Here is a 26,957-nt window from a genome sequence, read left to right as displayed (position 1 = left end):
GATTTCCGCTTTATGCAAACCGCTTATACCGTCCTGATCCTGCTGATGCTGGTCAGCGTTTCGCGTCTGGTCGGACGGGTCATCCCGTTGCCGCTGCCGTTGGTTCAAATCGCTGCCGGGGCCTTGCTGGCCTGGCCGACTCTTGGCCTGCATGTGGCGCTCGATCCCGAACTGTTCCTGTTTCTGTTCCTGCCGCCGCTGTTGTTCTCCGATGGCTGGCGCATGCCCAAGCGCGAATTGTGGCGCCTGCGCGGGCCGGTGCTGACGCTGGCGGTCGGGTTGGTGCTGTTTACCGTGGTCGGTGCCGGCTACTTCATTCACTGGCTGTTGCCGACGATTCCATTGCCGGTGGCCTTCGCGCTGGCGGCGGTGCTGTCGCCCACCGACGCCGTGGCGGTGTCGGCGATTTCGCAGAACCGCTTGCCCACGCCGCTGATGCACATGCTGCAAGGCGAAGCGTTGATGAATGATGCTTCGGGTCTGGTGACCTTCAAGTTCGCGCTGGTGGCGGCGGTTACCGGTGCATTCTCGTTGGCCAATGCGAGCCTGACGTTTGTGCTGGTGGCGGTGGGCGGGCTGGCGGTCGGTATTGCGCTGAGCTGGCTGGTGGGCCGCTTGCGGGCATGGATGATCGCCCGGGGCTGGGACGATCCGGCGACCCACGTGGTGTTCATGTTGCTGCTGCCGTTTGCCGCTTACGTGCTGGCCGAACGGCTTGGCGCATCGGGCATTCTCTCGGCGGTGGCTGCGGGGATGATGCAGAGCTGGCTCGATCTGCTGCCGCGCCAGACCAGTACCCGCTTGCTCAATCGCAGTGTCTGGTCGTTGCTGGAGTTTGCTTTCAACGGTTTGATCTTCCTGCTGCTCGGTCTGCAACTGCCGGACATCATCAAAGCGGTGGTCAGCCACGAAACCTCATTGTGGCCAACCTTGTTCTATCGCTGCCTCGATGTAGTGGCGATATTCCTTGCCTTGGTACTGCTGCGCTTCATCTGGGTGCAAAGCATCTGGCGTCTGTCCGTGCTGCTGCGCCGTTTGCGCGGCAAGGGTGAATTGACTCAAGTGCCCACGGCCCGGTCCTGCTGGCTGCTGACGGTCGGCGGGGTGCGCGGTGCGGTGACCCTGGCGGGCGTGATGTCGGTGCCGATGTTGATGGGCAGCGAGGCCTTTCCCGAGCGTGATCTGCTGATCTTCATCGCCGCCGGTGTGATCCTGATGTCGCTGGTGGCAGCCTGCATCGCCTTGCCGTTGCTGCTGCGCGGGATCCAGAAAAGCCCCGACGACAAGCGTCGCCAGGAAGTCCGCGATGCCTGGCGCAAGACGGCCGAAGCGGCGATCCACGCGCTGGAGATCGAAGAGGTCAATCCGCAGGACGCTGCGCAAGCGGCGCTGTCGGCCGAGCTCAAGGCGCGGATCATGTCCGAGTATCGCCATCAACTGGAGGTGTTCAACGATTCGGCGGAAGCCCAGGCGCTGGCATTCCAGATGGACCTGCTCGAACGACGTTTGCGTCTCAAGGCGCTGCGGGCGCAACGCCTTGAGTTGTACAGCCTGAGCCGTCAGCACCAGATCGGCGATGACGTGTTGCGTGAAGTGTTGGGTGAGCTGGATCTGAGTGAGGCGAACCTGGGGCAGGTCAAGTAATTGCATTGACCTGCCCCGGGCTGATTAGGCCGTTTGTGCAGTGGGGAAGGGATAGGCCTTCGCCATGAACGCCTTGTCCTTTTCGCTGAGTACCAGATTCAGATCAGTCTTGAAGTCGCCGTGGGTCCAGTTCTGGCGCACGACATAATGCATGATCGACTTCGGATCGTAGGGCGAGTAATCGAACTCGCTGGCATCGAGCAGATTGAAGTAGCGTTCATCGACAGATCGGCGCGCGTAATCGTCCTCATCGGCGTCTTCGGCCACTCCGTGTGCAGCGTAAACCGCAGGCTTGTTCCAGGGAATGTTTGACTCCGGATGCAGGTGCTCATGTTCGGCACCCAGTGCATGTCCGAACTCGTGCATGACGTTGGCGGCGAAAAATGCCGGGGCGAGCTGATGATCTGGAGACAGCCTCATAGTGGGCTCTTCTGCCTCGACCAGCAGTGCGTTGGTACCGATCATCGACCAGTAAATGCCGGGTTCGCTGCTGATGCGGATATCCCCTGACTCACCTTCGACAAAATCGAACGTCAGGTTGATATGGGGCAGCCAGTTGTTCGCCGCGGATTTTACGGCGTCCTTGAATGCTTGATCACCACTCAGGAACGCGATGCGCAAGGTCCGGCCTGGCGCCCAGAAGTAACTGTGTTTCCCGACGGCTCGTTTTTTCCGAGTGGATGCCGAGGTTTTTTCATTGGCCGGGTTCTCGGCTACAGCGACTTCATAAGCGCGTTGAAGCGAAACTGCTTTTTCTGTGGGGCAAAGTGTTGCGGAGTTCATACTAAGTGTCCGTACTGATGTTGATCCAATAGGCTGTTGTTTATTCCGGGCACGTGGGTCGGATAACAGACGGGTGAAAGTTAAAGGAAAGTGCGGGCTGAGCGAAGTCGGGTTGTATTGCGTGATATTGAAAGTTCGCGAGGTTGTTGCACCAGGCGAACTTTTTGTGTCGGTATCGGTTGGTTATTTTGGATAAAGCAATCGCATCAGTCGTTTGTCTTTCCTGCTGATTCGGCGATTGATCGGCACCTCCCAGTTGCCCACCGTCAATGTGTTTGCCACCGGGTGGTGCATGATCGATTTCCGGTCGTAGGAGGTGTAGATCGCGTCCAGTGTGTCGAAAGATGCGAACAGGTTCCTGTCGACCTGCTCCTCGGTGAGCGGGTTCATTTCGCGGTTTTTGTAAAATTCATACACCTTCGGCTTGTCCCACGGAATATTGGCCCTGGGGTGCTGATGTTCGTGCATCGCGCCCAATGCGTGGCCGAATTCGTGAATCACGATTACCTCAAAGTCTTCGTGTTCCGGCTTCACTCCAAGATTCATGGTGGGGTGGTCGGGGTGAATCAATAAAGCGTCGGTGCCCAGCATCGAACTGTTGTTATTGTTTTTTGTTGCAATCCGGATGTCGCCTTTCAAGTCGTCGACAAATTCAAACTTCAGGTTGATGTACGGCAGCCATTGCCTGGCCGCGGTGATTATCTTGTTCTTGTGGTCAGCGTCGGGTGCGTCCATGAAAGCCACTTTCAAGGTTCGGCCATTAGCCCACAATTTTGAATAATTAAGGATTGAGCGTTTGCGTCGAGTGCCGGTAGTTTTACCGGCATTGGCGGGGTTTTCATTGATGGCCGCTGTGTACGCAGCTTGATCATCGGGCCATTGAATGAGTTGGCAATCCAGCAGGTTGTTCATTTGCACTTCTTCCTTGAAGTTTAAGTTTTGAGTTTGTTTGGGCGCAGAGACAGGCGCGGCTCAAGACTAACGTCTGGCCGGATGGCAAGTGAGATAAATAGTTGGAGGATCTGTAACCCGATGTATGAGGCGCCCGTGCCGGATTGCCCGGCGCGGGCGTTCAGGCGTTACTTGTGACGCAGTACGAAATCGCGGATACGCTCGGCCGCTTCCACGCATTCTGCCAACGGTGCGACCAGTGCCATGCGCACGCGGCCGGCACCCGGGTTGACCCCGTCGACATCCCGGGACAGGTACGAACCCGGCACCACGGTTACGTGCTCTTCGGCAAACAGATCACGGCAGAACGCGGCGTCGTCACCTTGCACGTTCGGCCACAGGTAGAAGCTGCCATCCGGACGCTGCACGTCCATCACCGGGCTGAGGATCGCCAGCACGGCATCGAACTTCTCGCGATACAGCGCACGGTTGGCGCGCACATGCACTTCATCGTTCCACGCGGCAATGCTGGCCAGTTGGGTCTGAACCGGCATCGCGCAACCGTGGTAGGTGCGATACAGCAGGAAGCCCTTGAGGATGTCGGCATCACCGGCAACGAAGCCGGAACGCAGGCCCGGCAGGTTCGAGCGCTTGGACAGGCTGTGGAACACCACGCAGCGTTTGAAGTCCTTGCGACCCAGTTCGGAGCAGGCGCTGAGCAGGCCCGGCGGCGGAGTCTGTTCGTCGAAGTACAGCTCGCTGTAGCATTCGTCGGCGGCGATCACGAAGTCGTATTCATCGGCCAGGGCGATCAGCTTTTTCAGCACGTCGACCGGAATCAGCGCGCCGGTCGGGTTACCCGGCGAGCACAGGAACAGGATCTGGCAGCGTTTCCAGATGTCCGGCGATACCGCGTCGAAGTCCGGGTTGAAGCCGTTTTCATCCAGGCATGGCAGGTAGTGCGGCTTGGCGCCGGCGAGGAACGCCGCGCCTTCGTAGATCTGATAGAACGGGTTCGGGCTGACTACCAACGCGTCGTCGCCACGGTTGACCACGGTCTGGGTAAACGCGAACAGCGCTTCACGGGTGCCGTTGACCGGCAGCACATTGCGCGCCGGGTCGATCCAGCCGCTCGGTACGTTGAAACGACGCTCGCACCAGGCGGCGATGGCTTCACGCAGGGCCGGGATGCCGAGAGTCGTCGGGTACACCGCCATTTGATCCAGGTTGTTGGCCAGGGCTTCGGCGACAAAGCTTGGCGAACGGTGTTTCGGCTCGCCGATGGACAGGGCGATCGGGCGCTTGTCCGGGTTTGGCGTGACGCTGCCGAGCAGGGCGCGGAGCTTTTCGAACGGGTAGGGCTGCAACTGGGTCAGAGCGTTGTTCATCGGTGCGGGGTCTCGTGCAAAGCGGTTGAATCCGGGCGCGCAATCAAATGCTGATGCGCGACAGTTTGATATCGGGTTCCTGATTGACGCTGAGCTGCTCGACGATGGCATCCTGCAAACGGCTGCACAGCAGCGGATCGGACAGCGGCTGATTGTGGGCGTCGGTTATGAAGAACACGTCTTCCACCCGCTCGCCCAGGGTGGCGATCTTGGCGTTCTGCAGCGACAGGTCGAACTCCAGGAAAATCCCGCCGATCCGTGCCAGTAGACCCGGGCGGTCGGGCGCTGTGAGTTCCAGCACCGTCACCGGACGCTGGGCGTCGTTGTGGATCGTGACCTGCGGGGCAAACGCAAAGTGTTTGAGCTGGCGCGGCACCCGACGCTGGATGATGGTCGGGTAATCATCAGGATTGCGCAGGGCTTCGGTGAGACCGTCGCGGATCTGTTTGACCCGGGCCGGATTGTCGCCGATGGATTCGCCTTCGGTGTCGAGCACGATGTAGGTGTCGAGGGTGAACTGGCTGCTGGACGTGATGACCCGGGCGTCGTGAATGTTCAGGTTGAGCTGGTCCATCGCCGCCACGGTCACGGCAAAGAAATCGTGCTGGTCCGGGGCATAGATGAAGATCTGCGTACCGCCCTCGAATTCGCGCTGGGTGGTTTCCTTGATCAGCACCAGCGGGCCGCCGTCGGCCGGCTGCTGGAGAATCGCATCACTGTGCCAGGCCACGTCGCCGGCGGTGTGGCGCAGGAAATAGTCGTCGCCCAGTTGCGCCCACAATTGCTCGACGTCGTCCGGATCGGTGCCGCCGCGCACCAGAATGTCCAGCGCTGCGCTCTGGGTCTGGCGGATCTGTTCTTCGCGATCCACCGGGTTTTCCAGGCCGCGACGCAGGGCGCGCTTGGTCTCGGTGTAGAGCTGGCGCAGCAGACTGGCGCGCCAGGAGTTCCACAGGGTCGGGTTGGTCGCATTGATGTCGGCCACGGTCAGCACGTACAGGTAGTCGAGGCGGGTTTCGTCGCCGACCGCCTGGGCGAAGTCATGGATGACCTGTGGGTCGGACAAGTCCTTGCGCTGGGCGGTGGTCGACATCACCAGATGATTCTGCACCAGCCACACGATCAGGCGGCTGTCCCACACCGGCAGCTGATGGCGCTGACAGAACGCCTCGGCATCCACCGCGCCGATATCCGAGTGGTCGCCGTGCCGGCCCTTGCCGATGTCGTGATACAGGCCCGCCATGTAGATCAGTTCGGGTTTCGGCAGCTTGGCCATGAGCTTGGCGGCCAGCGGGAATTTTTCCGACACCTGTGAGTACTGCAATTTGCGCAGGTGTTTGATCAGGTTCAGCGTGTGGGCATCGACCGTATAGATGTGGAACAGGTCGTGCTGCATCTGCCCGACAATGAAACCGAATTCCGGCAGATAGCGCCCGAGAATGCCGTAGCGGTTCATTCGTCGCAGGTTGCGGTGGATGCCGATCTTGCACTTGAACAGTTCGATGAACAGGCTGGTGTTGCGGATGTCGTTGCGGAAATTGTCGTCGATCAGGTGACGGTTTTCCCGCAGCAGGCGAATGGTGTCGGCGCGCACGCCCTTGATTTCCGGCTGCTGGGCCATCAGCACGAAGATCTCGAGCATGGCGAACGGCGTGCGGCGGAACACGTTGTCGTTGCGTGCTTCGATGTAACCGTCGTGCAGCTGGAATCGCGAATTGATCGGCTGCGGCGGCGCTTCGTCTTCCGGGGCGAGGATGACTTCCTCGAAGTGCTGGATGATCAGGTCGCTGAGCTGGGCGATGCTCATCACCACGCGGAAGTACTGCTGCATGAAGTTTTCGACGGCCTGCTTGGCGTCGTCACCTTCAAACCCCAGCAGCCCTGCGATTGTGCGTTGATGGTCGAACAGCAGGCGATCTTCGGAGCGGCCAGCCAGCATGTGCAGGGCGTAGCGTACTTTCCAGAGGAATTCCTGGGACGACGCCAGCAGGGCATTTTCACTCTCGACCAGGAAGCCTTCGCCGGCCAGGGCACGCAGGTTCAGGGTTCCGTACTGACGCCGGGCGACCCACAGAATCGTCTGAATATCCCGTAGTCCGCCGGGCGAGCCTTTGACGTTGGGTTCCAGGTTGTATTCGGTGTCGTTGTACTTGTGGTGGCGGGCCTTCTGCTCGGAGCGTTTTGCCAGGAAGAATTCCTTGCTCGGCCACATGTGGGCGGTGCTGGTGACATCGAGCATGCGCTGGCGCAGACGCTCGGGGCCGCAGATGGTGCGGCTTTCCATCAGGTTGGTGACCACCGTCAGGTCGGCACGGGCCTCTTCGGCGCATTCGTCCACCGAGCGAACGCTCTGACCGACTTCCAGGCCGATGTCCCACAACAGCGTCAGAAAGCGTTCGATGGAATCACGGAAAATTTCGTGGTCGGCGCTGTCCAGCAGGATCAGCAGGTCGATGTCGGAATAGGGGTGCAATTCACCGCGACCGTAGCCGCCGACCGCGACCAGCGCGATGTCGGCGTCTTCGCTCCAGTTGAACTGGTCCCAGGCCTTTTGCAGGATGTTGTCGACGAACCAGGCGCGATCCTCGATCAGTCGCCGGATGTCGCGGCCGCTGCGAAAGCGTGCATCGAGCACTTCGCGGGCCTGGCGGATCGCCTTCTTGAACGCCGCGATGGGACTCGCTTTCAGGGCCAGTTCAGCCTGGAACTGGCCGCGGTCGAAGAGTTCGGGATCCACCTGCGGCATCGATTGGCTTTCCTTCTAAAGGCTGGGAACGGTGTCTGTATCAGGCCGAGATGCGCGGGATGGTGTCGTCGCTGCGCAGGGTGAAGATCTCGTAGCCGGTGTCGGTGACAAGCAAAGTGTGTTCCCACTGTGCCGACAGCTTGCGATCCTTGGTGATCGCGGTCCAGCCGTCGCCCAGTACCTTGGTGTCGGCCTTGCCCTGGTTGATCATCGGCTCGATGGTGAAGGTCATGCCGGCCTTCAGTTCCATGCCGGTGCCGGCGCGGCCGTAGTGCAGGATCTGCGGCTCTTCGTGGAACACCTTGCCGATGCCGTGACCGCAGAATTCGCGCACCACGGAGAAGCCGTTCTTTTCCGCGTGCTTCTGGATGATTTCACCGATGTCGCCGAGGCGGCAGCCGGGTTTGACGATCTCGATCGCCTTGTACATGCATTCCTGGGTGACCTGGGACAGACGCTCGGCCCAGACCGGTACGGTGCCGACGTGGAACATGCGGCTGGTGTCGCCGTGGTAGCCGTCCTTGATGACGGTGACATCGATGTTCAGGGTGTCGCCGTTTTTCAGCGGTTTGTCGTTCGGGATGCCGTGGCAGACCACGTGGTTGATCGAAGTGCAGATCGACTTCGGGTAGCCCTTGTAGTTGAGCGGGGCAGGGATGGCCTTCTGCACGTCGACGATATAGTCGTGACAGATCTGGTTCAGCTCATCGGTGGTCACGCCCGGCTTGACGTGTTCGGCAATCATTTCCAGCACATCGGCGGCCAGTTTGCCGGCGACACGCATGCCAGCGATGTCCTCGGGAGTTTTGAGGGTGACGGTCATACAGGCTCTCTCTGCGCTCGACGGCGCTTGCTGATACGGACAGGGCGGCGGTTTTCGCCTGGCAGCCCTGAAAAACGCGATTCTAACAGACCAAAGGCGCAAATCCGCGCCTGCGTGCATCGCTTCTCTCTATACAATAGTGCGCGCAAGGCCGATTCCAAGGGGCCGGCATCCATGTCCCTGACGGGATTAAAGATTCCGGGTTCCGTTTGCAGCCTTGCTGTGGTATAAAATGCGCCGCTTTCCGGGGATAGCTCCGGGAGCATTAACCCACACACGTGTCGACACGATGGCCTGGGTGCCTTTGATCCTCGGATCAGGGGTTGGTCATTGGGATACGTGGAGGCCCAACCCGACTTATCAAGGAACTATCATGTCCCAAGTCAATATGCGCGATATGCTGAAGGCCGGTGTGCACTTCGGTCACCAAACCCGTTACTGGAATCCGAAAATGGGCAAGTACATTTTCGGCGCGCGTAACAAGATTCACATCATCAACCTTGAAAAAACCCTGCCAATGTTCAACGAAGCTCTGACTTTCGTAGAGCGTCTGGCCCAGGGCAAAAACAAGATTCTGTTCGTCGGCACCAAGCGTTCCGCTGGCAAGATCGTTGCTGAAGAAGCAGCACGTTGCGGTTCGCCGTACGTCGACCACCGCTGGTTGGGCGGCATGCTGACCAACTTCAAGACCATCCGTGCTTCCATCAAGCGTCTGCGTGACCTTGAAGTACAAGCCGAAGACGGTACTTTCGCCAAGCTGACCAAGAAAGAAGCGCTGATGCGCTCCCGTGATCTTGAGAAGCTGGATCGCTCCCTGGGCGGCATCAAGGACATGGGCGGTCTGCCAGACGCACTGTTCGTGATCGACGTTGACCACGAGCGCATCGCGATCACCGAAGCCAACAAGCTGGGCATCCCGGTCATCGGCGTTGTCGATACCAACAGCAGCCCGGAAGGCGTTGACTACATCATCCCAGGCAACGATGACGCAATCCGCGCTATCCAGCTGTACATGGGTTCGATGGCTGACGCAGTTATCCGTGGTCGCAACAATGTTGCTGGCGGTACTGTTGAATTCGCAGCTGAAGAAACTCAGGCTGCAGCTGAGTAATTGACGCCCTGGCGTTGACTCAGTAAGCAAAAAGGGGGCTTGGCCCCCTTTTTGCCACCTCGAAAACCATCTGTCGGCAGCGCAGCTACAGCATCTGTAACGTGCAGCGGCTACAAGGTGGTTCGGGAAGAATTGAACGCCCGTTCGATCGGGTGGAATGGTTGAAAACCTATCCAAGAGGAATTTGAAAATGGCAGCAATTACTGCAGCGTTGGTCAAAGAACTGCGCGAGCGTACCGGCGAAGGCATGATGGATTGCAAGAAAGCCCTGGAAAAGGCTGGCGGCGACATCGAAAAAGCCATTGATGACATGCGTGCTTCGGGCGCGATCAAGGCTGCCAAGAAAGCCGGCAACGTTGCCGCTGAAGGCGCTATCGCTGTCAAGGCTGACGGCAAGTCCGCCGTTCTGCTGGAAGTGAACTCGCAGACCGACTTCCTGGCCCTGCAGGACGACTTCAAGAACTTCGTCAGCGAAAGCCTCGAAGAAGCCTTCGCTCAGAAGCTGACCGACGCGGCTCCGCTGATCGCTTCGCGTGAAGCTGCTCGTGAAGCCCTGGTTGCCAAGTGTGGCGAAAACGTCAACATCCGTCGTCTGGCGCGTGTTGAGGGTGACGTTGTAGGCGCTTACCTGCACGGCAACAAGATTGGTGCAGTGGTTGTTCTGAAAGGCGGCGACGTCGACCTGGCCAAGAACATCGCCATGCACGTTGCAGCTTCGAACCCAGAGTTCCTGGACGCGTCGGAAATCTCCGCCGAGGCCATCGAGCGCGAGAAGAACGTATTCCTGCAGCTGAATGCCGACAAGATCGCCGGCAAGCCGGAAAACATCGTTGAGAACATGATCAACGGTCGTATCACCAAGTTCAAAGCCGAAGCCTCGCTGAAAGAGCAAGCCTTTGTCATGAACCCTGAAGTCAAGGTTGGCGAGCTGGCCAAGAAAGCCGGTGCCGAAATCGTTTCCTTCACCTACTTCAAAGTAGGCGAAGGCATCGAGAAGCCAGTTGATGACTTCGCTGCCGAAGTTGCCGCTCAAGTGGCTGCCGCCAAGCAGTAAGACGGTTTTTCAACTGTCGCCCGAAAGAGGCTGCCCGCTCACGCGCGCAGCCTCTTTTCAGATAGGGTTACCAATTTTTAATTGGTTTCCCCTTGGAACTGACTTACAAAGCCATGTTCCGATGGCGCTGAAGCAGCGCCACGCTAGAGTGAACGCAGCTGCAAACAGCTCGCAAAGAATTTTTAAATACGCCGCAGGAGAGATTCGCAATGGCTCAGCAGGGCAGTGGTTATCAGGCTCGCTATAAACGCATTCTACTCAAGCTTAGCGGCGAGGCCCTGATGGGCTCGGAAGAGTTCGGGATCGATCCGAAAGTGCTCGATCGCATGGCGCTGGAAGTCGGCCAGTTGGTCGGCATCGGCGTTCAGGTCGGTCTGGTGATCGGCGGCGGCAACCTGTTCCGCGGTGAAGCGCTGAGCAAGGCCGGCATGGATCGCGTCACCGGCGACCACATGGGCATGCTGGCCACTGTGATGAACGCCCTGGCCATGCGCGATGCGCTGGAACGTGCCAATATCTCGGCCATCGTGATGTCGGCCATTTCCATGGTCGGTGTGACCGATCACTATGATCGTCGCAAGGCCATGCGCCACCTGAACTCCAAGGACGTGGTGATTTTCGCGGCCGGTACCGGCAATCCGTTCTTTACCACGGATTCGGCAGCCTGCCTGCGTGCCATTGAGATCGACGCGGACGTCGTACTCAAGGCAACCAAGGTCGATGGCGTCTACACCGCCGACCCGTTCAAAGACCCGCATGCCGAGAAGTTCGATCATCTGACTTACGATGAAGTACTGGATCGCAAGCTGGGCGTAATGGATCTGACGGCCATCTGCCTGTGCCGCGACCACAAGATGCCATTGCGCGTATTCAACATGAACAAGCCCGGCGCCCTGCTGAACATTGTGCACGGCGGCGCTGAAGGAACCCTGATCGAGGAAGTTCAACAATGATCAACGAAATCAAGAAAGACGCCCAAGAGCGCATGAAGAAGTCGATCGAGTCGCTGAGTCATGCATTTGGCCAGATTCGTACCGGCAAGGCTCACCCGAGCATTCTGGGTAGCGTGATGGTGCCTTACTACGGTGCCGATACCCCTTTGAGCGGGGTAGCGAACGTTACGGTGAAAGACTCCCGTACCCTGCAGGTCGTGCCGTTCGAGCGCAACATGCTCACGGCGGTCGACAAGGCGATCATGAACGCCGGTCTGAACCTCAATCCGACCAACCTTGGCGAGCTGCTGCTGGTTTCCATGCCGGCGCTGACCGAAGAAACCCGTAAGGGCTTCACCAAGCAGGCGCGTGCAGCGGCTGAAGATGCACGCGTTGCCGTGCGCAACATTCGCCGCGATGCACTGGGCGACCTGAAGAAACTGGTCAAGGACAAGGAAATCAGCGAAGACGAAGAGCGCCGTGCGGCGGCTGATATCCAGAAGCTGACCGACAAGGCCGAAGCTGATATCGACGCGGCTACCAAGGAAAAAGAAGCGGATCTGATGGCCGTATAAGGGTCGAGCTTTAAATGGAAAAGACCAAGCAGACTGCGCCGTCCGCGGTGCCGCGCCATGTCGCGATCATCATGGATGGCAACAATCGCTGGGCGAAAAAACGCTTTATGCCGGGTGTCGCCGGGCATAAAGCGGGTGTAGATGCTGTGCGGGCGGTGATCGAGGTGTGTGCCGAGGCCGGGGTCGAGGTGCTGACGCTGTTCGCCTTTTCCAGCGAGAACTGGCAGCGCCCGGCCGATGAAGTCAGTGCCCTGATGGATCTGTTCTTCAAGGCGCTGCGTCGTGAGGCCAAGCGCCTCAATGACAACAACATCAGCCTGCGCATCATTGGTGACCGTTCGCGTTTCCATCCTGAGCTTCAGGCGGCCATGCGTGAAGCTGAAGCGATGACTGCGGGTGCCAATCGCTTCATCCTGCAAATTGCCGCCAACTACGGCGGTCAGTGGGATATCGCGCAAGCCGCGCAGCGCCTGGCTCGTGAAGTCCAGGCCGGTCACCTGCGGCCGGAAGACATCACCCCGGATCTGCTGCAAACCTGTCTTGCGACCGGCGACCTGCCATTGCCGGACCTGTGCATCCGTACGGGCGGCGAGCACCGCATCAGCAACTTTCTGCTGTGGCAGCTGGCCTACGCCGAGTTGTACTTCTCCGACCTGTTCTGGCCGGACTTCAAACACGATGCCATGCGTAATGCACTGGCCGATTTCGCTTCGCGTCAGCGTCGCTTCGGTAAAACGAGCGAGCAGATCGAAGCTGGAGCCCGGGTTTAATGCTTAAACAACGAATCATCACTGCGCTGATCCTGCTGCCGATCGCACTGGGCGGATTTTTCCTGCTCGAGGGTTCCGGTTTTGCGCTGTTCATCGGTCTGGTGGTCAGTCTGGGCGCCTGGGAATGGGCACGCCTGGCCGGTTTCACCGCGCAATCGTTTCGCGTTGGTTATGCGGCAGTCGTCGCGCTGATGCTGTTCGTCATGTACATCCTGCCGGGGCTGGCGCCCTGGGTGCTCGGTGCTTCGGTGATCTGGTGGGCAGTAGCGACCTGGCTGGTGCTGACCTATCCGCGCTCCAGCGAGCGCTGGGCCAGTGCCGCCAGCAAACTGGTGATCGGCCTGCTGATTCTCCTGCCGGCCTGGCAAGGGCTGGTTCAGATCAAGCAATACCCGCTGGGTAACTGGCTGATCATGGCGGTGATGGTGCTGGTCTGGGGCGCCGATATCGGTGCCTACTTTTCCGGTCGTGCATTCGGCAAGCGCAAGCTGGCCCCGCAAGTCAGCCCGGGCAAAAGCTGGGAAGGCGTGTATGGCGGTCTGGCGCTGAGCCTCGTCATCACCACGCTGGTCGCTCTGTTCCGTGACTGGACAGTGGCGCAACTGTTCAAAGGCCTGATTGGCGCTGCGCTGATCGTGTTCATCTCGGTGGTGGGCGATCTGACTGAAAGCATGTTCAAACGTCAGTCCGGTATCAAGGACAGCAGCAATCTGCTGCCGGGTCATGGCGGCATACTGGACCGCATTGATAGCCTGACTGCCGCGATCCCGGTATTCGCCGTGCTGTTGTGGATGGCTGCACCGTGAGCCGCCCACAACAGGTCACTGTTCTGGGGGCAACCGGCTCGATCGGTCTGAGCACTCTGGATGTCATTGCTCGTCACCCCGAGCGTTATCAGGTATTTGCACTCAGTGGCTTTACGCGTCTGAGCGAGCTGTTTGCCTTATGCGTACGCCATGTGCCGCAGTTCGCTGTGGTGCCGGAAGTCGCGGCAGCCCGTGGTTTGCAAGACGATTTGCGTGCTGCCGGCCTGTCGACCCGGGTGCTGGTAGGTGAGGAAGGTCTGTGTCAGGTCGCGGCAGCCCCTGAGGTGGATGCCGTGATGGCGGCCATCGTCGGCGCCGCGGGTCTGCGCCCGACCCTCGCCGCTGTCGAGGCGGGCAAGAAAATTCTCCTGGCCAACAAGGAGGCGCTGGTGATGTCCGGCGCCTTGTTCATGGAGGCTGTGCGCAAGAGCGGTTCCGTCCTGCTGCCCATCGACAGTGAGCACAACGCGATTTTCCAGTGCATGCCGCAGGATTTCGCTCGTGGATTGAGCAATGTCGGTGTGCGTCGGATTTTGCTGACGGCCTCTGGTGGTCCTTTCCGGCAGACGCCGATGGCCGAACTGGCGCATGTTTCTCCCGACCAGGCCTGTGCCCATCCTAACTGGTCCATGGGTCGCAAGATTTCCGTGGATTCGGCCAGCATGATGAACAAGGGGCTCGAGTTGATCGAAGCCTGCTGGCTGTTCGATGCCCGGCCGTCGCAAGTCGAAGTGGTGATCCATCCACAGAGCGTGATTCACTCTCTGGTCGACTACGTAGATGGCTCGGTACTGGCGCAGTTGGGTAATCCCGACATGCGTACGCCGATCGCCAATGCGCTGGCCTGGCCTGAGCGCATTGATTCCGGTGTGGCGCCATTGGACCTTTTTGCCATCGCGCGCCTGGACTTCGAAGCGCCCGATGAAGAGCGCTTCCCGTGCCTGCGACTTGCCCGTCAGGCAGCCGAGGCCGGCAACAGTGCACCTGCCATGCTCAATGCCGCGAATGAAGTCGCGGTGGCGGCGTTTCTCGACGGACGGGTTCGCTACCTCGAAATCGCGAGTATCATCGAGGAAGTGTTGAATCTCGAGCCGGTGGTTGCTCTGAATGATCTCGATGCGGTGTTCACGGCGGACGCGGCAGCACGTACGCTCGCCGGGCAATGGCTGACTCGTCACGGTCGATAGACCCTGCGGTACAAGGCTTCACGCGGCATAGAACAGGATTGCGGAGAAAGTAGATGAGCGCGCTCTATATGATTGCCGGCACCCTGATCGCCCTGGGTGTGCTGGTCACCTTTCACGAATTCGGCCACTTCTGGGTCGCGCGTCGCTGTGGCGTCAAGGTCCTGCGCTTTTCCGTGGGCTTCGGCATGCCGTTGCTGCGCTGGCATGACAAGCAGGGGACAGAGTTTGTCGTTGCTGCCATTCCGCTGGGCGGCTACGTCAAGATGCTCGATGAGCGTGAAGGTGAAGTGCCCGCTGATCAGCTTCATTTGTCTTTCAATCGCAAGTCAGTTCGCCAGCGTATTGCTATCGTGGCTGCCGGACCCGTCGCCAACTTCCTGCTGGCCATGGTGTTCTTCTGGGTGCTGGCCATGCTCGGCAGCGAACAGGTACGTCCGGTCATCGGCGCTGTCGAGTCCGGCAGTATCGCTGCGAAAGCCGGTTTGAATGCAGGTCAGGAAATCGTCGCCATCGACGGCGAGCCCACTTCGGGCTGGGCGGCGGTCAATCTGCAACTGGTGCGTCGCCTGGGGGAAAGCGGTTCCCTGCAGGTATTGGTGCGTGAGCAGGGCTCTTCGGCCGATTCGCCGCGTGAGCTTGCGCTGGATCACTGGCTCAAAGGTGCTGACGAGCCGGATCCGATTCGTTCTCTGGGTATCCGTCCATGGCGTCCTGCATTGCCGCCGATTCTCGCTGAGCTCGATCCGAAAGGCCCGGCCCAGGCTGCCGGGTTGAAGACCGGTGACCGTCTGCTGGCGCTGGACGGCAAGGCGCTGGATGACTGGCAGCAAGTGGTCGACACGGTTCGTACGCGTCCTGATACCAAAATCATGCTGCACGTCGAGCGCGACGGTGCTCAAATCGACGTCCCCGTGACGCTGGCGGCGCGTGGTGAAAGCAAGTCGCCAAGCGGTTATCTGGGGGCAGGAGTAAAAGCTGTCGACTGGCCACCGGAGATGATCCGCGAGGTCAGTTATGGTCCTTTGGCCGCGATTGGCGAGGGTGCCCGTCGTACCTGGACCATGAGCGTGCTGACGCTGGATTCACTGAAGAAAATGCTGTTCGGCGAGCTCTCGGTAAAAAACTTGAGTGGACCGATAACCATTGCTAAAGTGGCGGGCGCTTCTGCCCAGTCGGGCGTTGCTGATTTCCTGAATTTCCTTGCTTATCTGAGTATTAGCCTGGGGGTTCTGAATTTGCTGCCTATTCCTGTACTGGATGGGGGGCATTTGTTGTTTTATCTGATCGAGTGGGCGCGTGGTCGTCCCTTGTCGGATCGGGTGCAAGGTTGGGGGATACAGATCGGTATCAGTTTGGTGGTCGGGGTGATGTTGCTTGCTCTGGTCAACGATCTGGGTCGACTGTAACGCTTCGCTGAATTGCGAATCTGCCGCATTTTGCGGCAGTTTGTTTATTGCCAGTTGGAATAAGAAAGGACTTCATGAAACGTCTGCTGCTAACTGCGGTTCTCACCGTATTGATGATCGCCGAAGTTCACGCCGAGTCCTTCACTATCTCTGATATTCGCGTCAATGGCCTCCAGCGGGTCTCCGCGGGTAGCGTCTTTGGTGCCTTGCCGTTGAACGTCGGCGAGCAGGCGGATGATCGTCGCCTGGTGGAATCCACTCGTGCGTTGTTCAAAACCGGTTTCTTTCAAGATATCCAGCTGGGCCGCGAAGGCAACGTTCTGGTGATCACGGTCGTTGAACGTCCATCGGTCGCGAGCATCGAGATCGAAGGCAACAAGGCGATCTCCACCGAAGACCTGATGAAGGGCCTCAAGCAATCCGGTCTGGCCGAAGGCGAGATCTTCCAGCGTGCGACCCTCGAAGGCGTGCGTAACGAGCTGCAACGCCAGTACGTTGCGCAAGGTCGTTACTCGGCCACCGTCGATACCGAAGTGATATCGCAGCCGCGTAACCGTGTCGGCCTGAAAGTGAAGATCAACGAAGGCACCGTCGCTGCCATTCAGCACATCAACGTGGTGGGCAACACGGTTTTCCCTGAGGAAGACCTGACCGACCTGTTCGAACTGAAGACCACCAACTGGCTGTCGTTCTTCAAGAACGATGACAAGTACGCCCGTGAAAAACTTTCCGGTGACCTGGAGCGTCTGCGTTCCTATTACCTGGACCGCGGCTATATCAACATGGATATCGCTTCGACCCAGGTGTCCATCACCCCGGACAAGAAGCACGTCTATATCACTGTCAACGTCAACGAAGGCGAGAAGTACACCGTTCGTGACGTCAAGCTCAGCGGTGATCTGAAAGTCCCTGAAGACCAGGTCAAGTCGCTGCTGCTGGTGCAAAAGGGCCAGGTGTTCTCGCGCAAGCTGATGACCACCACCTCGGAACTGATCACCCGTCGTCTGGGTAACGAGGGCTACACCTTCGCCAACGTCAATGGCGTTCCGCAGCCGCACGATGACGACCACACCGTGGACATCCTGTTCGCTGTCGATCCGGGCAAGCGCGCCTATGTCAACCGCATCAACTTCCGTGGCAACACCAAGTCCGAAGACGAAGTGCTGCGCCGTGAAATGCGTCAGATGGAAGGTGGCTGGGCTTCGACTTACCTGATCGACCAGTCCAAGACCCGTCTTGAGCGTCTGGGCTTCTTCAAGGAAGTGAACGTCGAGACTCCGGCTGTTCCGGGCGTCGACGACCAGGTTGACGTGAACTATGCGGTTGAAGAACAGGCTTCCGGTTCGATCACTGCCAGCGTCGGTTTTGCCCAGAGTGCCGGTCTGATCCTTGGTGGCTCGATCACCCAGAACAACTTCCTCGGTACCGGTAACCGCGTCAGCGTCGGCCTGACCCGTAGCCAGTACCAGAGCCGTTACAACTTCGGCTACGTTGACCCCTACTGGACCGCCGATGGCGTGAGCCTGGGCTACAACGCGTTCTATCGCACCACCGACTACAAAGACCTCGACGTCGACGTAGCAAGCTATGCGGTAGACAGCCTGGGTGCTGGCGTGAACGTCGGTTACCCGATCAGCGAGACTTCGCGTCTGACCTTCGGTCTGTCCGCTCAACAGGACAAGATCAAGACCGGTACCTACACCGTTGACGAGATTTTCGACTTCGTTAAGCGCGAAGGCGACCAGTACCTGAACTTCAAGGCGTCGGCCGGCTGGTCCGAGTCCACTTTGAACAAGGGCGTGTTGCCAACCCGCGGCCGTTCGCAGAGCCTGACACTGGAATCCACCATTCCTGGCAGCGACCTGTCGTTCTACAAGCTTGATTACCGTGGTCAGCTGTTCCAGCCGATCACCGAGAACTACACACTGCGCCTGCACACTGAATTGGGTTATGGCGACGGTTATGGTTCAACCGACGGCTTGCCGTTCTATGAAAACTACTATGCTGGTGGTTTCAACTCGGTTCGTGGCTTCAAGGACAGCACTCTCGGTCCACGTAGTACGCCAAGCAAGGGTACAAACCCTGGCACCCTGGCAGACCCGGATCAGGATCCGCTTCCGTTCGGTGGTAACGTCCTGATTCAGGGCGGTGTCGAGGTTCTGTTCCCGCTGCCATTCGTCAAGGATCAGCGTTCCCTGCGTACCTCGGTATTCTGGGATGTGGGTAACGTGTTTGACTCGCAGTGCAAGGATACTGTGAACGCCGATGGCTCGAAGTCCAGCACCAAGTGCAACGACATCAGCCTGAGCAACATGGCCAGTTCCGTCGGTGTCGGCGTGACCTGGGTTACCGCACTGGGTCCTTTGAGCTTCGCGTTGGCCACACCGATCAAGAAACCGGATAACGCTGAAACTCAAGTGTTCCAATTCTCCCTCGGTCAGACGTTCTAAGCGTCTGACCCAAGATAACGACAATGGATTTTGTAGGAGTGCATCGTGCGTAAGTTGACTCAATTGGTTCTCCTGGCCTCCGTACTGGTGGCAGGCCCGGCATTTGCCGACATGAAAATCGCTGTTCTGAACTATCAGATGGCTCTGCTGGAGTCCGATGCGGCCAAGAAGTACGCCGTGGATGCCGAGAAAAAGTTCGGTCCTCAACTGACCAAACTGAAGACGCTGGAAAGCAGCGCCAAGGGTATCCAGGATCGTCTGATGGCTGGCGGCGACAAGATGCAGCAGGGCGAGCGTGAGCGTCTGGAGCTGGAATTCAAGCAAAAGGCCCGTGATTTCCAGTTCCAGTCCAAGGAGCTGAACGAAGCCAAGGCTGTTGCTGACCGTGAAATGCTCAAGCAGCTCAAGCCGAAACTGGATAGCGCAGTGGAAGAAGTCATCAAGAAAGGTGGTTTTGACCTGGTGTTCGAGCGTGGCGCAGTGATCGATGTCAAACCTCAGTACGACATCACGCGCCAGGTTATCGAGCGCATGAATCAGCTGAAGTAACCCATGACCGTGACTATCAAACTCGGCCAGTTGGCCGAGTTCCTCGGTGCCACCCTGAGTGGCGATCCCGAGAAGCAAATTACTGGGCTAGCCACCTTGCAGGAGGCTGGCCCAGCTCAGTTGAGCTTTCTGGCAAACCCTCAATACCGCAAATACCTGGCTGGCTCGCAAGCGGCAGCATTGCTGCTCAAGGCGGCTGATGCCGAAGGTTATGCCGGTAATGCGTTGGTGGTGCCGGATCCTTATCTGGCTTACGCACGTATTTCTCACCTGTTCGATCCGAAGCCGAAAGCTGCAGCCGGTATCCATCCGTCGGCAGTGATCGCTCCGGATGCCGTGGTCGATCCGACTGCCAGCATCGGTCCCTTTGTGGTGATCGAGGCGCAAGCACGGATCGGGGCGGGCGTGACGCTCGGCGCACATTGCGTTGTCGGTGCCCGCAGTGAAATCGGCGAGGGCGGCTGGCTGGCTCCGCGTGTCACGCTGTATCACGATGTACGCATCGGCAAGCGGGTGGTGATTCAGTCAGGTGCAGTGCTTGGCGGTGAGGGCTTCGGCTTTGCCAACGAGAAAGGCATCTGGCAGAAAATCGCCCAGATCGGTGGCGTCACCATCGGTGACGATGTGGAGATCGGCGTGAATACCGCCATCGATCGCGGTGCGTTGGCCGATACTGTGATCGGTAACGGCGTCAAGCTCGACAACCAGATTCAGATCGCCCACAACGTTCAGGTCGGTGATCACACCGCCATGGCCGCGTGCGTGGGGATTTCCGGCAGCACCAAAATCGGCAAGCACTGCATGCTCGCCGGTGGTGTCGGCCTGGTTGGGCACATCGATATTTGCGACAACGTATTCCTGACCGGGATGACCATGGTGACTCACTCGATTACCGAGCCGGGCGCCTATTCTTCCGGTACGGCCATGCAGCCGGCTGCCGAGTGGCGCAAAAGCGCGGCACGCATCCGTCAGCTCGATGACATCGCGCGACGCTTGCGACAGCTGGAAAAGCAGGCAGGGGAAGTGACCCCTGGCGGTAACGCTTCATCTGAAGGCTGATACCATTTCCATATCAAGTGTGCACAGCCTCTGGACTGCCTCCTTGATTTGCTAGAGGAGTGCGCGTCAGTCGCGCTCCCAATCTTTACATAGGCTTCCCCCCGAAATGATGGACATCAACGAGATTCGCGAATACCTGCCTCACCGTTACCCGTTCCTGCTGGTGGACCGGGTGGTGGAACTGGATACGGAAGGCAAGCGCATTCGCGCCTACAAGAATGTCAGCATCAACGAACCGTTCTTCAATGGCCACTTCCCTGCGCATCCGATCATGCCAGGCGTGCTGATCATCGAAGCGATGGCTCAGGCTGCCGGGATCCTCGGTTTCAAGATGCTCGATGTGAAACCGGCCGATGGCACCCTCTACTATTTCGTCGGTTCCGACAAACTGCGTTTCCGTCAGCCGGTGCTGCCGGGTGATCAGTTGATCCTCGAAGCCAAGTTCATCAGCTGCAAGCGTCAGATCTGGAAGTTCGAATGCCAGGCTTCGGTCGATGGCAAGCCGGTCTGCTCCGCTGAAATCATCTGTGCGGAACGCAAGCTATGAGTTTGATTGACCCTCGCGCAATCATCGATCCTTCGGCCGTACTGGCCGAGGGTGTCGAGGTCGGCCCGTGGTCGATCATCGGCGCAGGTGTGGAAATCGGCGAGGGAACAGTGATCGGGCCACACGTGATCCTCAAAGGTCCGACCCGAATCGGCAAGCACAACCGCATCTACCAGTTTTCCTCGGTAGGCGAAGACACGCCGGATCTCAAGTACAAGGGTGAAGAGACCCGTCTGGTGATCGGTGACCATAACGTTATCCGTGAAGGCGTGACGATTCACCGTGGTACCGTTCAGGATCGCTCGGAAACCACCCTGGGCGATCACAACCTGATCATGGCTTACGCCCACATCGGTCACGACAGCGTCATCGGCAACCACTGCATTCTGGTCAACAACACCGCGTTGGCTGGACATGTGCACGTCGAGGACTGGGCGATCCTGTCCGGCTTCACGCTGGTGCATCAGTATTGCCACATCGGCGCCCACAGCTTTTCCGGCATGGGAACGGCCATTGGCAAGGACGTCCCGGCGTTCGTCACGGTGTTCGGCAACCCGGCTGAAGCTCGCAGCATGAACTTCGAAGGCATGCGCCGTCGTGGTTTCAGCGAGGATGCCATTCACGCCCTGCGTCGCGCCTACAAAACCGTTTATCGTCAGGGGCTGACTGTCGAGCAAGCGCTGGCCGAACTGGCCGAGCCTGCCGCCCAGTTTCCGGAAGTTGCGGTATTCCGTGACTCCATCCAGTCGTCGTCTCGCGGCATCACTCGCTGATCATGGCCAATCTGCGTATTGCGCTGGTGGCGGGTGAGGCTTCCGGCGATATTCTGGGTGCCGGTCTGATGCGCGCCCTCAAGGCGCAGCATCCGGCGGTCGAGTTTATCGGCGTCGGCGGTCCCCTGATGCAGGCCGAGGGCCTGAATTCCTATTTCCCCATGGAGCGGTTGTCGGTCATGGGGCTGGTGGAAGTCCTCGGTCGGCTGCGTGAACTCCTCAAGCGCCGCAAGGATCTGATCGCCACCCTGATCGCTGAAAAGCCGGACGTGTTCATCGGCATCGATGCGCCGGATTTCAACCTCAATATCGAACTCAAGCTGCGTCAGGCCGGGATCAAGACCGTGCATTACGTCAGTCCGTCGGTATGGGCGTGGCGGCAGAAGCGGGTGCTGAAGATCCGCGAAGGCTGCGACCTGATGCTCACGCTGCTGCCGTTCGAAGCAAAGTTTTACGAAGAGAAGGGCGTACCGGTGCGGTTCGTCGGCCATACGCTGGCCGATACCATTCCACTGGAGGCTGATCGCGCCGCTGCGCGAGCGGAGCTGGGTCTGCCTGACGGTCCGCTGGTGGCTTTGATGCCCGGCAGCCGGGGCGGCGAAGTCAGTCGTCTGGGCGCGCTGTTCCTCGATACCGCCGAACGCCTTCGCGCCATGCGTCCGGGTTTGCGCTTCGTCATTCCATGTGCCAATCCAGAGCGTCGAGCCCAGCTTGAAGAGCTGCTGGCCGGTCGCGATTTGCCGGTGACCTTGCTCGATGGCAAGTCCCACTTGGCGCTGGCAGCGTGCAACGCGGTCCTGATCGCGTCGGGCACGGCGACCCTTGAGGCGCTGCTCTACAAGCGCCCGATGGTCGTGGCCTATCGTCTTGCGCCGCTGACGTTCTGGATCCTCAAACGCATGGTCAAGAGCCCGTACGTCTCCCTGCCGAACCTGCTGGCCCAGCGACTGCTGGTGCCTGAACTGTTGCAGGATGATGCGACGGTCGAGGCGCTGGCCCAGACCCTGTCCCCGCTGATCGACGGCGGTGAGGAACAGACTCGCGGCTTCGATGAAATCCACCGCACCCTGCGCCTGGACGCCTCCAATCAGGCGGCTGACGCCGTTCTGAACCTGATCGGTCAAACTCGATGAGCAAGACAAGCATGCAAATGGGCCTGGATTTCACCCTGGTCGCCGAAGTCGAAGAGCTGGTGGCCGGTGTTGATGAAGTCGGTCGCGGCCCTTTGTGCGGCGCGGTCGTCACGGCGGCGGTGATCCTCGATCCGAACCGGCCGATTCTTGGTCTCAACGACTCGAAAAAACTCACCGAAGCCAAGCGTGAAAAGCTCTACGACGAAATCTGCGAAAAGGCTTTGAGCTGGTGCATCGCCCGCGCCGAAGTCGAAGAAATCGACGAACTGAACATCCTTCACGCCACCATGCTGGCGATGCAGCGCGCCGTCGCGGGTCTGCATATCCAGCCGAAACTGGCGATGATCGATGGTAACCGTTGCCCGAAACTGCCGATGCGTTCCGAAGCGGTGGTCAAGGGCGACAGCAAGGTCCCGGCCATCGCCGCCGCGTCGATTCTGGCCAAGGTCAGCCGCGACCGCGAGATGGCGGCGTTCGAATTGATCTACCCGGGCTACGGCATCGGCGGCCATAAAGGCTATCCGACGCCCGTTCATCTGGAAGCGCTGGTGCGCCTCGGGCCAACGCCGATTCACCGGCGTTCGTTTGCCCCGGTGCGGCAGGCTTGCGAGGCGCTGGAAGGTCTCACGCAGGTTTAGCGGCGAGGCTGATGTTTTATTCGGGGCCCGGTACAATCCGGGCCTTGTTGTCTCTATGTAACTGGACAGGATCACTATGCCGGCTTCATTCGTTCATCTACGCCTGCACACTGAATACTCCCTGGTCGACGGGCTGGTGCGGATCAAGCCGCTGGTCAAGGCCCTGACCGGCATGGGCATGCCGGCCGTTGCGGTTACCGACCAGAACAACATGTGTTCGCTGGTCAAATTCTATAAAAACACCATGGGCGCGGGGATCAAGCCGATCTGCGGCGCCGACCTGTGGCTGTCGAACAAAGACCCGGATGGTCCGCTGAGCCGGATCAGCCTGCTGGTCATGAACGCCCTGGGCTATCGCAACCTGACCGAGCTGATTTCCCGTGGCTTCATCGACGGTCAGCGCAACGGCATGATCATCATCGAGCGCGAGTGGGTGGCCGAGGCCAACGAAGGCCTGATCATGCTGTCCGCCGCGAAAGAGGGCGAGATCGGCATGGCCATGATCGGCGGCAACCCTGCCGAGGCCGAGGTGCTGACCCGTGAGTGGATGACGGTGTTCCCGGATCGCTTCTATCTGGAGATCCAGCGCACCAATCGTCCGAATGACGAAGAACAATTGCACGGCGCCGTGGCCCTGGCCGAGAAACTCGGCGCGCCGCTGGTCGCCACCAACGATGTGCGCTTCATCAAGCAGGAAGACTTCGCCGCCCACGAAACCCGCGTCTGCATCGGTGAGGGCCGGGCCCTCGACGATCCGCGTCGTTCGAAGAATTACAGCGATCAGCAGTACCTGAAAAGCGCCGAGGAAATGGCCGAGCTGTTCAGCGACCTGCCGGATGCCGTGGAAAACTCCGTCGAGATCGCCAAGCGCTGCAATATCGACGTGAAGCTGGGCAAGCACTTCCTGCCGGACTATCCGATTCCCGATGGCATGACCATCGACGAGTATTTCCGCAAGGTGTCTTTCGATGGTCTGGACGAGCGCCTCAGCGTGCTGCTGCCCAAGGACACCACCGAAGATTACGAGGCCAAGCGTCAGGTCTATGTCGACCGGCTGAATTTCGAGCTGGATATCATCATCCAGATGGGATTCCCCGGTTACTTCCTGATCGTGATGGACTTTATCCAGTGGGCCAAGAACAACGGCGTGCCGGTGGGGCCGGGCCGGGGGTCGGGTGCTGGATCGCTGGTGGCCTATGTGCAGAAGATCACCGACCTCGACCCGCTGGAATATGACCTGCTGTTTGAACGTTTCCTCAACCCGGAACGGGTATCGATGCCCGACTTCGACGTCGACTTCTGCATGGACGGCCGCGACCGGGTGATCGACTACGTGGCCGAAAAGTACGGCCGCAACGCCGTAAGCCAGATCATCACCTTCGGTTCCATGGCGGCCAAGGCTGTGGTGCGGGACGTGGCGCGGGCCCAGGGCAAGTCGTTCGGCCTGGCGGATCGTCTGTCGAAGATGATTCCGTTCGAAGTCGGCATGACCCTGGAAAAAGCCTACGAGCAGGAAGAAATCCTGCGCGACTTCATCAAGGTCGATGAAGAAGCGGCGGAAATCTGGGAGATGGCGCGCAAGCTCGAAGGCGTGGTGCGTAACGTCGGTAAACACGCCGGTGGCGTGGTGATTGCGCCGACCAAACTGACCGACTTCTCGCCAATCTATTGCGACGAGGCCGGCGACGGTCTTGTAACCCAGTTCGACAAGGATGACGTGGAGGCGGCCGGTCTGGTGAAGTTCGACTTCCTCGGCCTGCGTACCCTGACGATCATCGACTGGGCGCTGAAGACCATCAACCGCGACCGCGCCAAGGTCAACGAGCCGCCCCTGGACATCGCGTTCATCCCGCTGGATGACAAGCCGACTTATCAGCTGCTGCAAAAAGCTGAAACCACCGCGGTGTTCCAGCTTGAATCCCGCGGCATGAAAGAGCTGATCAAAAAGCTCAAGCCCGACTGCCTCGAAGACCTTATCGCACTGGTGGCCCTGTTCCGTCCGGGGCCGCTGCAGTCCGGCATGGTGGATGACTTCATCAACCGCAAGCACGGTCGTGCCGAACTTGCTTATCCGCACCCGGATTACCAGTACGAAGGTTTGCAGCCGGTACTGGCACCGACGTACGGCATCATCCTGTATCAGGAACAGGTGATGCAGATCGCCCAGGTCATGGCCGGTTACACCCTTGGTGGTGCGGACATGCTGCGTCGGGCGATGGGTAAGAAAAAACCCGAGGAAATGGCCAAGCAGCGCGGCGGTTTCATTGAGGGTTGTGCGTCGAACAATATCGACGCGGATCTTGCCGGTAACATTTTCGACCTGGTGGAAAAATTCGCCGGTTATGGCTTCAACAAATCCCACTCCGCCGCCTACGGCCTGGTGTCGTACCAGACTGCCTGGCTGAAGGCTCACTACCCGGCGCCGTTCATGGCCGCGGTGCTGTCGGCGGATATGCACAACACCGACAAGGTCGTGACCTTGATCGAGGAAGTGCGCACGATGAAGCTGCGCCTCGACGCGCCGGACGTGAACACTTCGGAGTTCAAGTTCACGGTGAACGACGAGGGCCGCATCGTGTACGGTCTGGGCGCGATCAAAGGCGTCGGCGAAGGTCCGGTGGAAGCGATTACCGAAGCCCGTCAGGCCGGTCCGTTCAAGGATCTGTTCGACTTCTGCGCCCGGGTCGATCTCAAGCGCATCAACAAGCGTACGCTGGACGGCCTGATCCGCAGCGGTGCGCTGGATCGCCTCGGCCCGTACTTCCATGACGAGCAAAAGGCTTATCACGCCAACATCGACCGCAACCGCGCTGTGTTGCTGGCGGCGATGGAAGAGGCGATCAAGTCGGCCGAACAGACTGCACGCACCCGCGACAGTGGTCACGCCGACCTGTTCGGCGGGCTGTTCGTCGAGGAAGACGCAGACGTTTACGCGCTGCATCGCAAGGCCAAGGAGCTGACGCTCAAGGAGCGCCTCAAGGGTGAAAAAGACACCCTCGGCCTGTACCTGACCGGCCACCCGATCGACGAATACGAAGGCGAAATCCGCCGTTTCGCCCGCCAGCGCATCATTGACCTGAAACCGGCCCGGGACACCCAGACCGTGGCGGGGATGATCATTGCCCTGCGGGTGATGAAGAACAAAAAGGGCGACAAGATGGGTTTCATCACCCTTGACGACCGCTCCGGGCGGATCGAGGCGTCGCTGTTTGCCGACGCGTTCCACTCTGCGCAGTCGCTGTTGCAGACCGATGCGATGGTGGTGGTCGAAGGCGAGGTCAGCAACGATGACTTCTCCGGCGGCCTGCGCTTGCGGGTCAAGCGGGTGATGAGCATGGAAGATGCGCGCACCAATCTGGCCGAGAGTCTGCGCCTGAAGCTGCAGACCCAGGACCTGAAAGGCGATCAGCTACGCTGGTTGGGGGATTTGCTCAAGCGTCATCGCGGGGCGTGCCCGGTCACCATGGAATACACCAGCCCGGATGCGAAGACCTTGCTGCAGTTTGGCGAGACCTGGCGGATCGACCCGGCGGATGCCTTGATTCAAGCCCTGCGTGACCAGTTCGGGCGAGACAACGTCTTCCTCCAATACCGTTGACCGGCAGGCGGGACCGAACCGCCTGCCCACAACCTGAATTTTTAATCTCGACCTCAGCGCGCCTCTCCCTTAAGGTAGGGCGCGAATAGACAAC

The 26,957-nt window shown here is 59.4% G+C and carries 22 protein-coding genes; 17 read left to right on the top strand and 5 right to left on the bottom strand.

Annotated elements, in window-relative coordinates:
- Positions 1–12: 12 nt before the first annotated feature.
- On the top strand, positions 13–1,644 hold the full coding sequence (locus tag M5B44_RS02920) for a Na+/H+ antiporter (RefSeq protein ID WP_248738182.1): 1,632 nt from the start codon (positions 13–15) through the stop codon (positions 1,642–1,644).
- Between the two features lie 24 nt (positions 1,645–1,668).
- Here the strand turns inward: M5B44_RS02920 and M5B44_RS02915 are convergent, their stop codons facing one another.
- The 5 genes from M5B44_RS02915 to map all read right to left on the bottom strand — a co-directional run bounded on the left by M5B44_RS02915 (position 1,669) and on the right by map (position 8,275).
- Complete coding sequence (locus M5B44_RS02915) at positions 1,669–2,427, bottom strand: hypothetical protein (RefSeq protein ID WP_248738181.1); 759 nt, start codon at positions 2,425–2,427, stop codon at positions 1,669–1,671.
- A gap of 183 nt (positions 2,428–2,610) precedes the next feature.
- A complete protein-coding gene (locus tag M5B44_RS02910) occupies positions 2,611–3,339 on the bottom strand; it encodes a M12 family metallopeptidase (RefSeq protein ID WP_248738180.1) in 729 nt (242 codons plus the stop codon).
- Positions 3,340–3,506: 167 nt separating this feature from the next.
- The gene (gene dapC / locus M5B44_RS02905; protein ID WP_248738179.1) at positions 3,507–4,706 is read right to left on the bottom strand and encodes a succinyldiaminopimelate transaminase; all 1,200 of its coding nucleotides are present in this window, start codon (positions 4,704–4,706) and stop codon (positions 3,507–3,509) included.
- A gap of 43 nt (positions 4,707–4,749) precedes the next feature.
- Positions 4,750–7,452, bottom strand: coding sequence for a [protein-PII] uridylyltransferase (locus M5B44_RS02900; RefSeq protein WP_248738178.1), 2,703 nt, complete (start codon positions 7,450–7,452; stop codon positions 4,750–4,752).
- A gap of 40 nt (positions 7,453–7,492) precedes the next feature.
- Entirely contained in the window at positions 7,493–8,275 is a 783-nt protein-coding gene (gene map / locus M5B44_RS02895; protein WP_011332681.1) for a type I methionyl aminopeptidase, read from the bottom strand.
- 373 nt (positions 8,276–8,648) lie between these two features.
- Between map and rpsB the strand changes: the two genes are divergently transcribed.
- The 16 genes from rpsB (at position 8,649) to dnaE (ending at position 26,863) form a co-directional block, all read left to right on the top strand.
- Complete coding sequence (rpsB, locus tag M5B44_RS02890) at positions 8,649–9,386, top strand: 30S ribosomal protein S2 (RefSeq protein ID WP_003222119.1); 738 nt, start codon at positions 8,649–8,651, stop codon at positions 9,384–9,386.
- A 190-nt stretch (positions 9,387–9,576) separates the two neighbouring features.
- Entirely contained in the window at positions 9,577–10,440 is an 864-nt protein-coding gene (gene tsf / locus M5B44_RS02885; RefSeq protein WP_085712838.1) for a translation elongation factor Ts, read from the top strand.
- Positions 10,441–10,649: 209 nt separating this feature from the next.
- Positions 10,650–11,393 carry a UMP kinase gene (gene pyrH, locus M5B44_RS02880; protein ID WP_011332683.1) on the top strand — a complete coding sequence of 248 codons (744 nt, stop codon included), beginning with the start codon at positions 10,650–10,652 and terminating at the stop codon, positions 11,391–11,393.
- A complete protein-coding gene (gene frr / locus M5B44_RS02875; protein ID WP_085688727.1) occupies positions 11,390–11,947 on the top strand; it encodes a ribosome recycling factor in 558 nt (185 codons plus the stop codon). Before pyrH ends, frr begins: the two co-directional genes overlap by 4 nt.
- A 14-nt stretch (positions 11,948–11,961) precedes the next feature.
- Positions 11,962–12,717, top strand: a complete 756-nt coding sequence (gene uppS / locus M5B44_RS02870) for a polyprenyl diphosphate synthase (RefSeq protein ID WP_085712839.1) — start codon at positions 11,962–11,964, stop codon at positions 12,715–12,717.
- Positions 12,717–13,523, top strand: a complete 807-nt coding sequence (locus tag M5B44_RS02865; protein ID WP_085712840.1) for a phosphatidate cytidylyltransferase — start codon at positions 12,717–12,719, stop codon at positions 13,521–13,523. Before uppS ends, M5B44_RS02865 begins: the two co-directional genes overlap by 1 nt.
- Positions 13,520–14,710 (top strand): 1-deoxy-D-xylulose-5-phosphate reductoisomerase, encoded by a 1,191-nt coding sequence (gene ispC / locus M5B44_RS02860; protein ID WP_114881639.1) that lies wholly within the window; start codon positions 13,520–13,522, stop codon positions 14,708–14,710. Before M5B44_RS02865 ends, ispC begins: the two co-directional genes overlap by 4 nt.
- A gap of 53 nt (positions 14,711–14,763) precedes the next feature.
- Positions 14,764–16,116, top strand: coding sequence for a sigma E protease regulator RseP (rseP, locus tag M5B44_RS02855; protein WP_248738177.1), 1,353 nt, complete (start codon positions 14,764–14,766; stop codon positions 16,114–16,116).
- A 74-nt stretch (positions 16,117–16,190) separates the two neighbouring features.
- Complete coding sequence (gene bamA / locus M5B44_RS02850; protein ID WP_248738176.1) at positions 16,191–18,566, top strand: outer membrane protein assembly factor BamA; 2,376 nt, start codon at positions 16,191–16,193, stop codon at positions 18,564–18,566.
- A 45-nt stretch (positions 18,567–18,611) separates the two neighbouring features.
- Entirely contained in the window at positions 18,612–19,115 is a 504-nt protein-coding gene (locus M5B44_RS02845; RefSeq protein ID WP_003222140.1) for an OmpH family outer membrane protein, read from the top strand.
- Positions 19,116–19,118: 3 nt separating this feature from the next.
- Positions 19,119–20,174, top strand: a complete 1,056-nt coding sequence (lpxD, locus tag M5B44_RS02840) for a UDP-3-O-(3-hydroxymyristoyl)glucosamine N-acyltransferase (protein WP_248738175.1) — start codon at positions 19,119–19,121, stop codon at positions 20,172–20,174.
- A 106-nt stretch (positions 20,175–20,280) separates the two neighbouring features.
- On the top strand, positions 20,281–20,721 hold the full coding sequence (gene fabZ, locus M5B44_RS02835) for a 3-hydroxyacyl-ACP dehydratase FabZ (protein WP_003222142.1): 441 nt from the start codon (positions 20,281–20,283) through the stop codon (positions 20,719–20,721).
- A complete protein-coding gene (gene lpxA, locus M5B44_RS02830) occupies positions 20,718–21,494 on the top strand; it encodes an acyl-ACP--UDP-N-acetylglucosamine O-acyltransferase (RefSeq protein WP_085712845.1) in 777 nt (258 codons plus the stop codon). Before fabZ ends, lpxA begins: the two co-directional genes overlap by 4 nt.
- A 2-nt stretch (positions 21,495–21,496) precedes the next feature.
- On the top strand, positions 21,497–22,627 hold the full coding sequence (lpxB, locus tag M5B44_RS02825) for a lipid-A-disaccharide synthase (RefSeq protein WP_248738174.1): 1,131 nt from the start codon (positions 21,497–21,499) through the stop codon (positions 22,625–22,627).
- An 11-nt stretch (positions 22,628–22,638) separates the two neighbouring features.
- On the top strand, positions 22,639–23,265 hold the full coding sequence (gene rnhB / locus M5B44_RS02820) for a ribonuclease HII (RefSeq protein ID WP_248738407.1): 627 nt from the start codon (positions 22,639–22,641) through the stop codon (positions 23,263–23,265).
- 76 nt (positions 23,266–23,341) lie between these two features.
- Positions 23,342–26,863 (top strand): DNA polymerase III subunit alpha, encoded by a 3,522-nt coding sequence (gene dnaE, locus M5B44_RS02815; RefSeq protein WP_248738173.1) that lies wholly within the window; start codon positions 23,342–23,344, stop codon positions 26,861–26,863.
- Positions 26,864–26,957: the final 94 nt, after the last annotated feature.

Source organism: Pseudomonas sp. MWU12-2029, assembly GCF_023242425.1.
Lineage (GTDB): Bacteria > Pseudomonadota > Gammaproteobacteria > Pseudomonadales > Pseudomonadaceae > Aquipseudomonas > Aquipseudomonas kribbensis.
The sequence above is the reverse complement of the archived record's forward strand: the minus strand, read 5'-3'. Positions and strand labels throughout refer to the sequence as shown.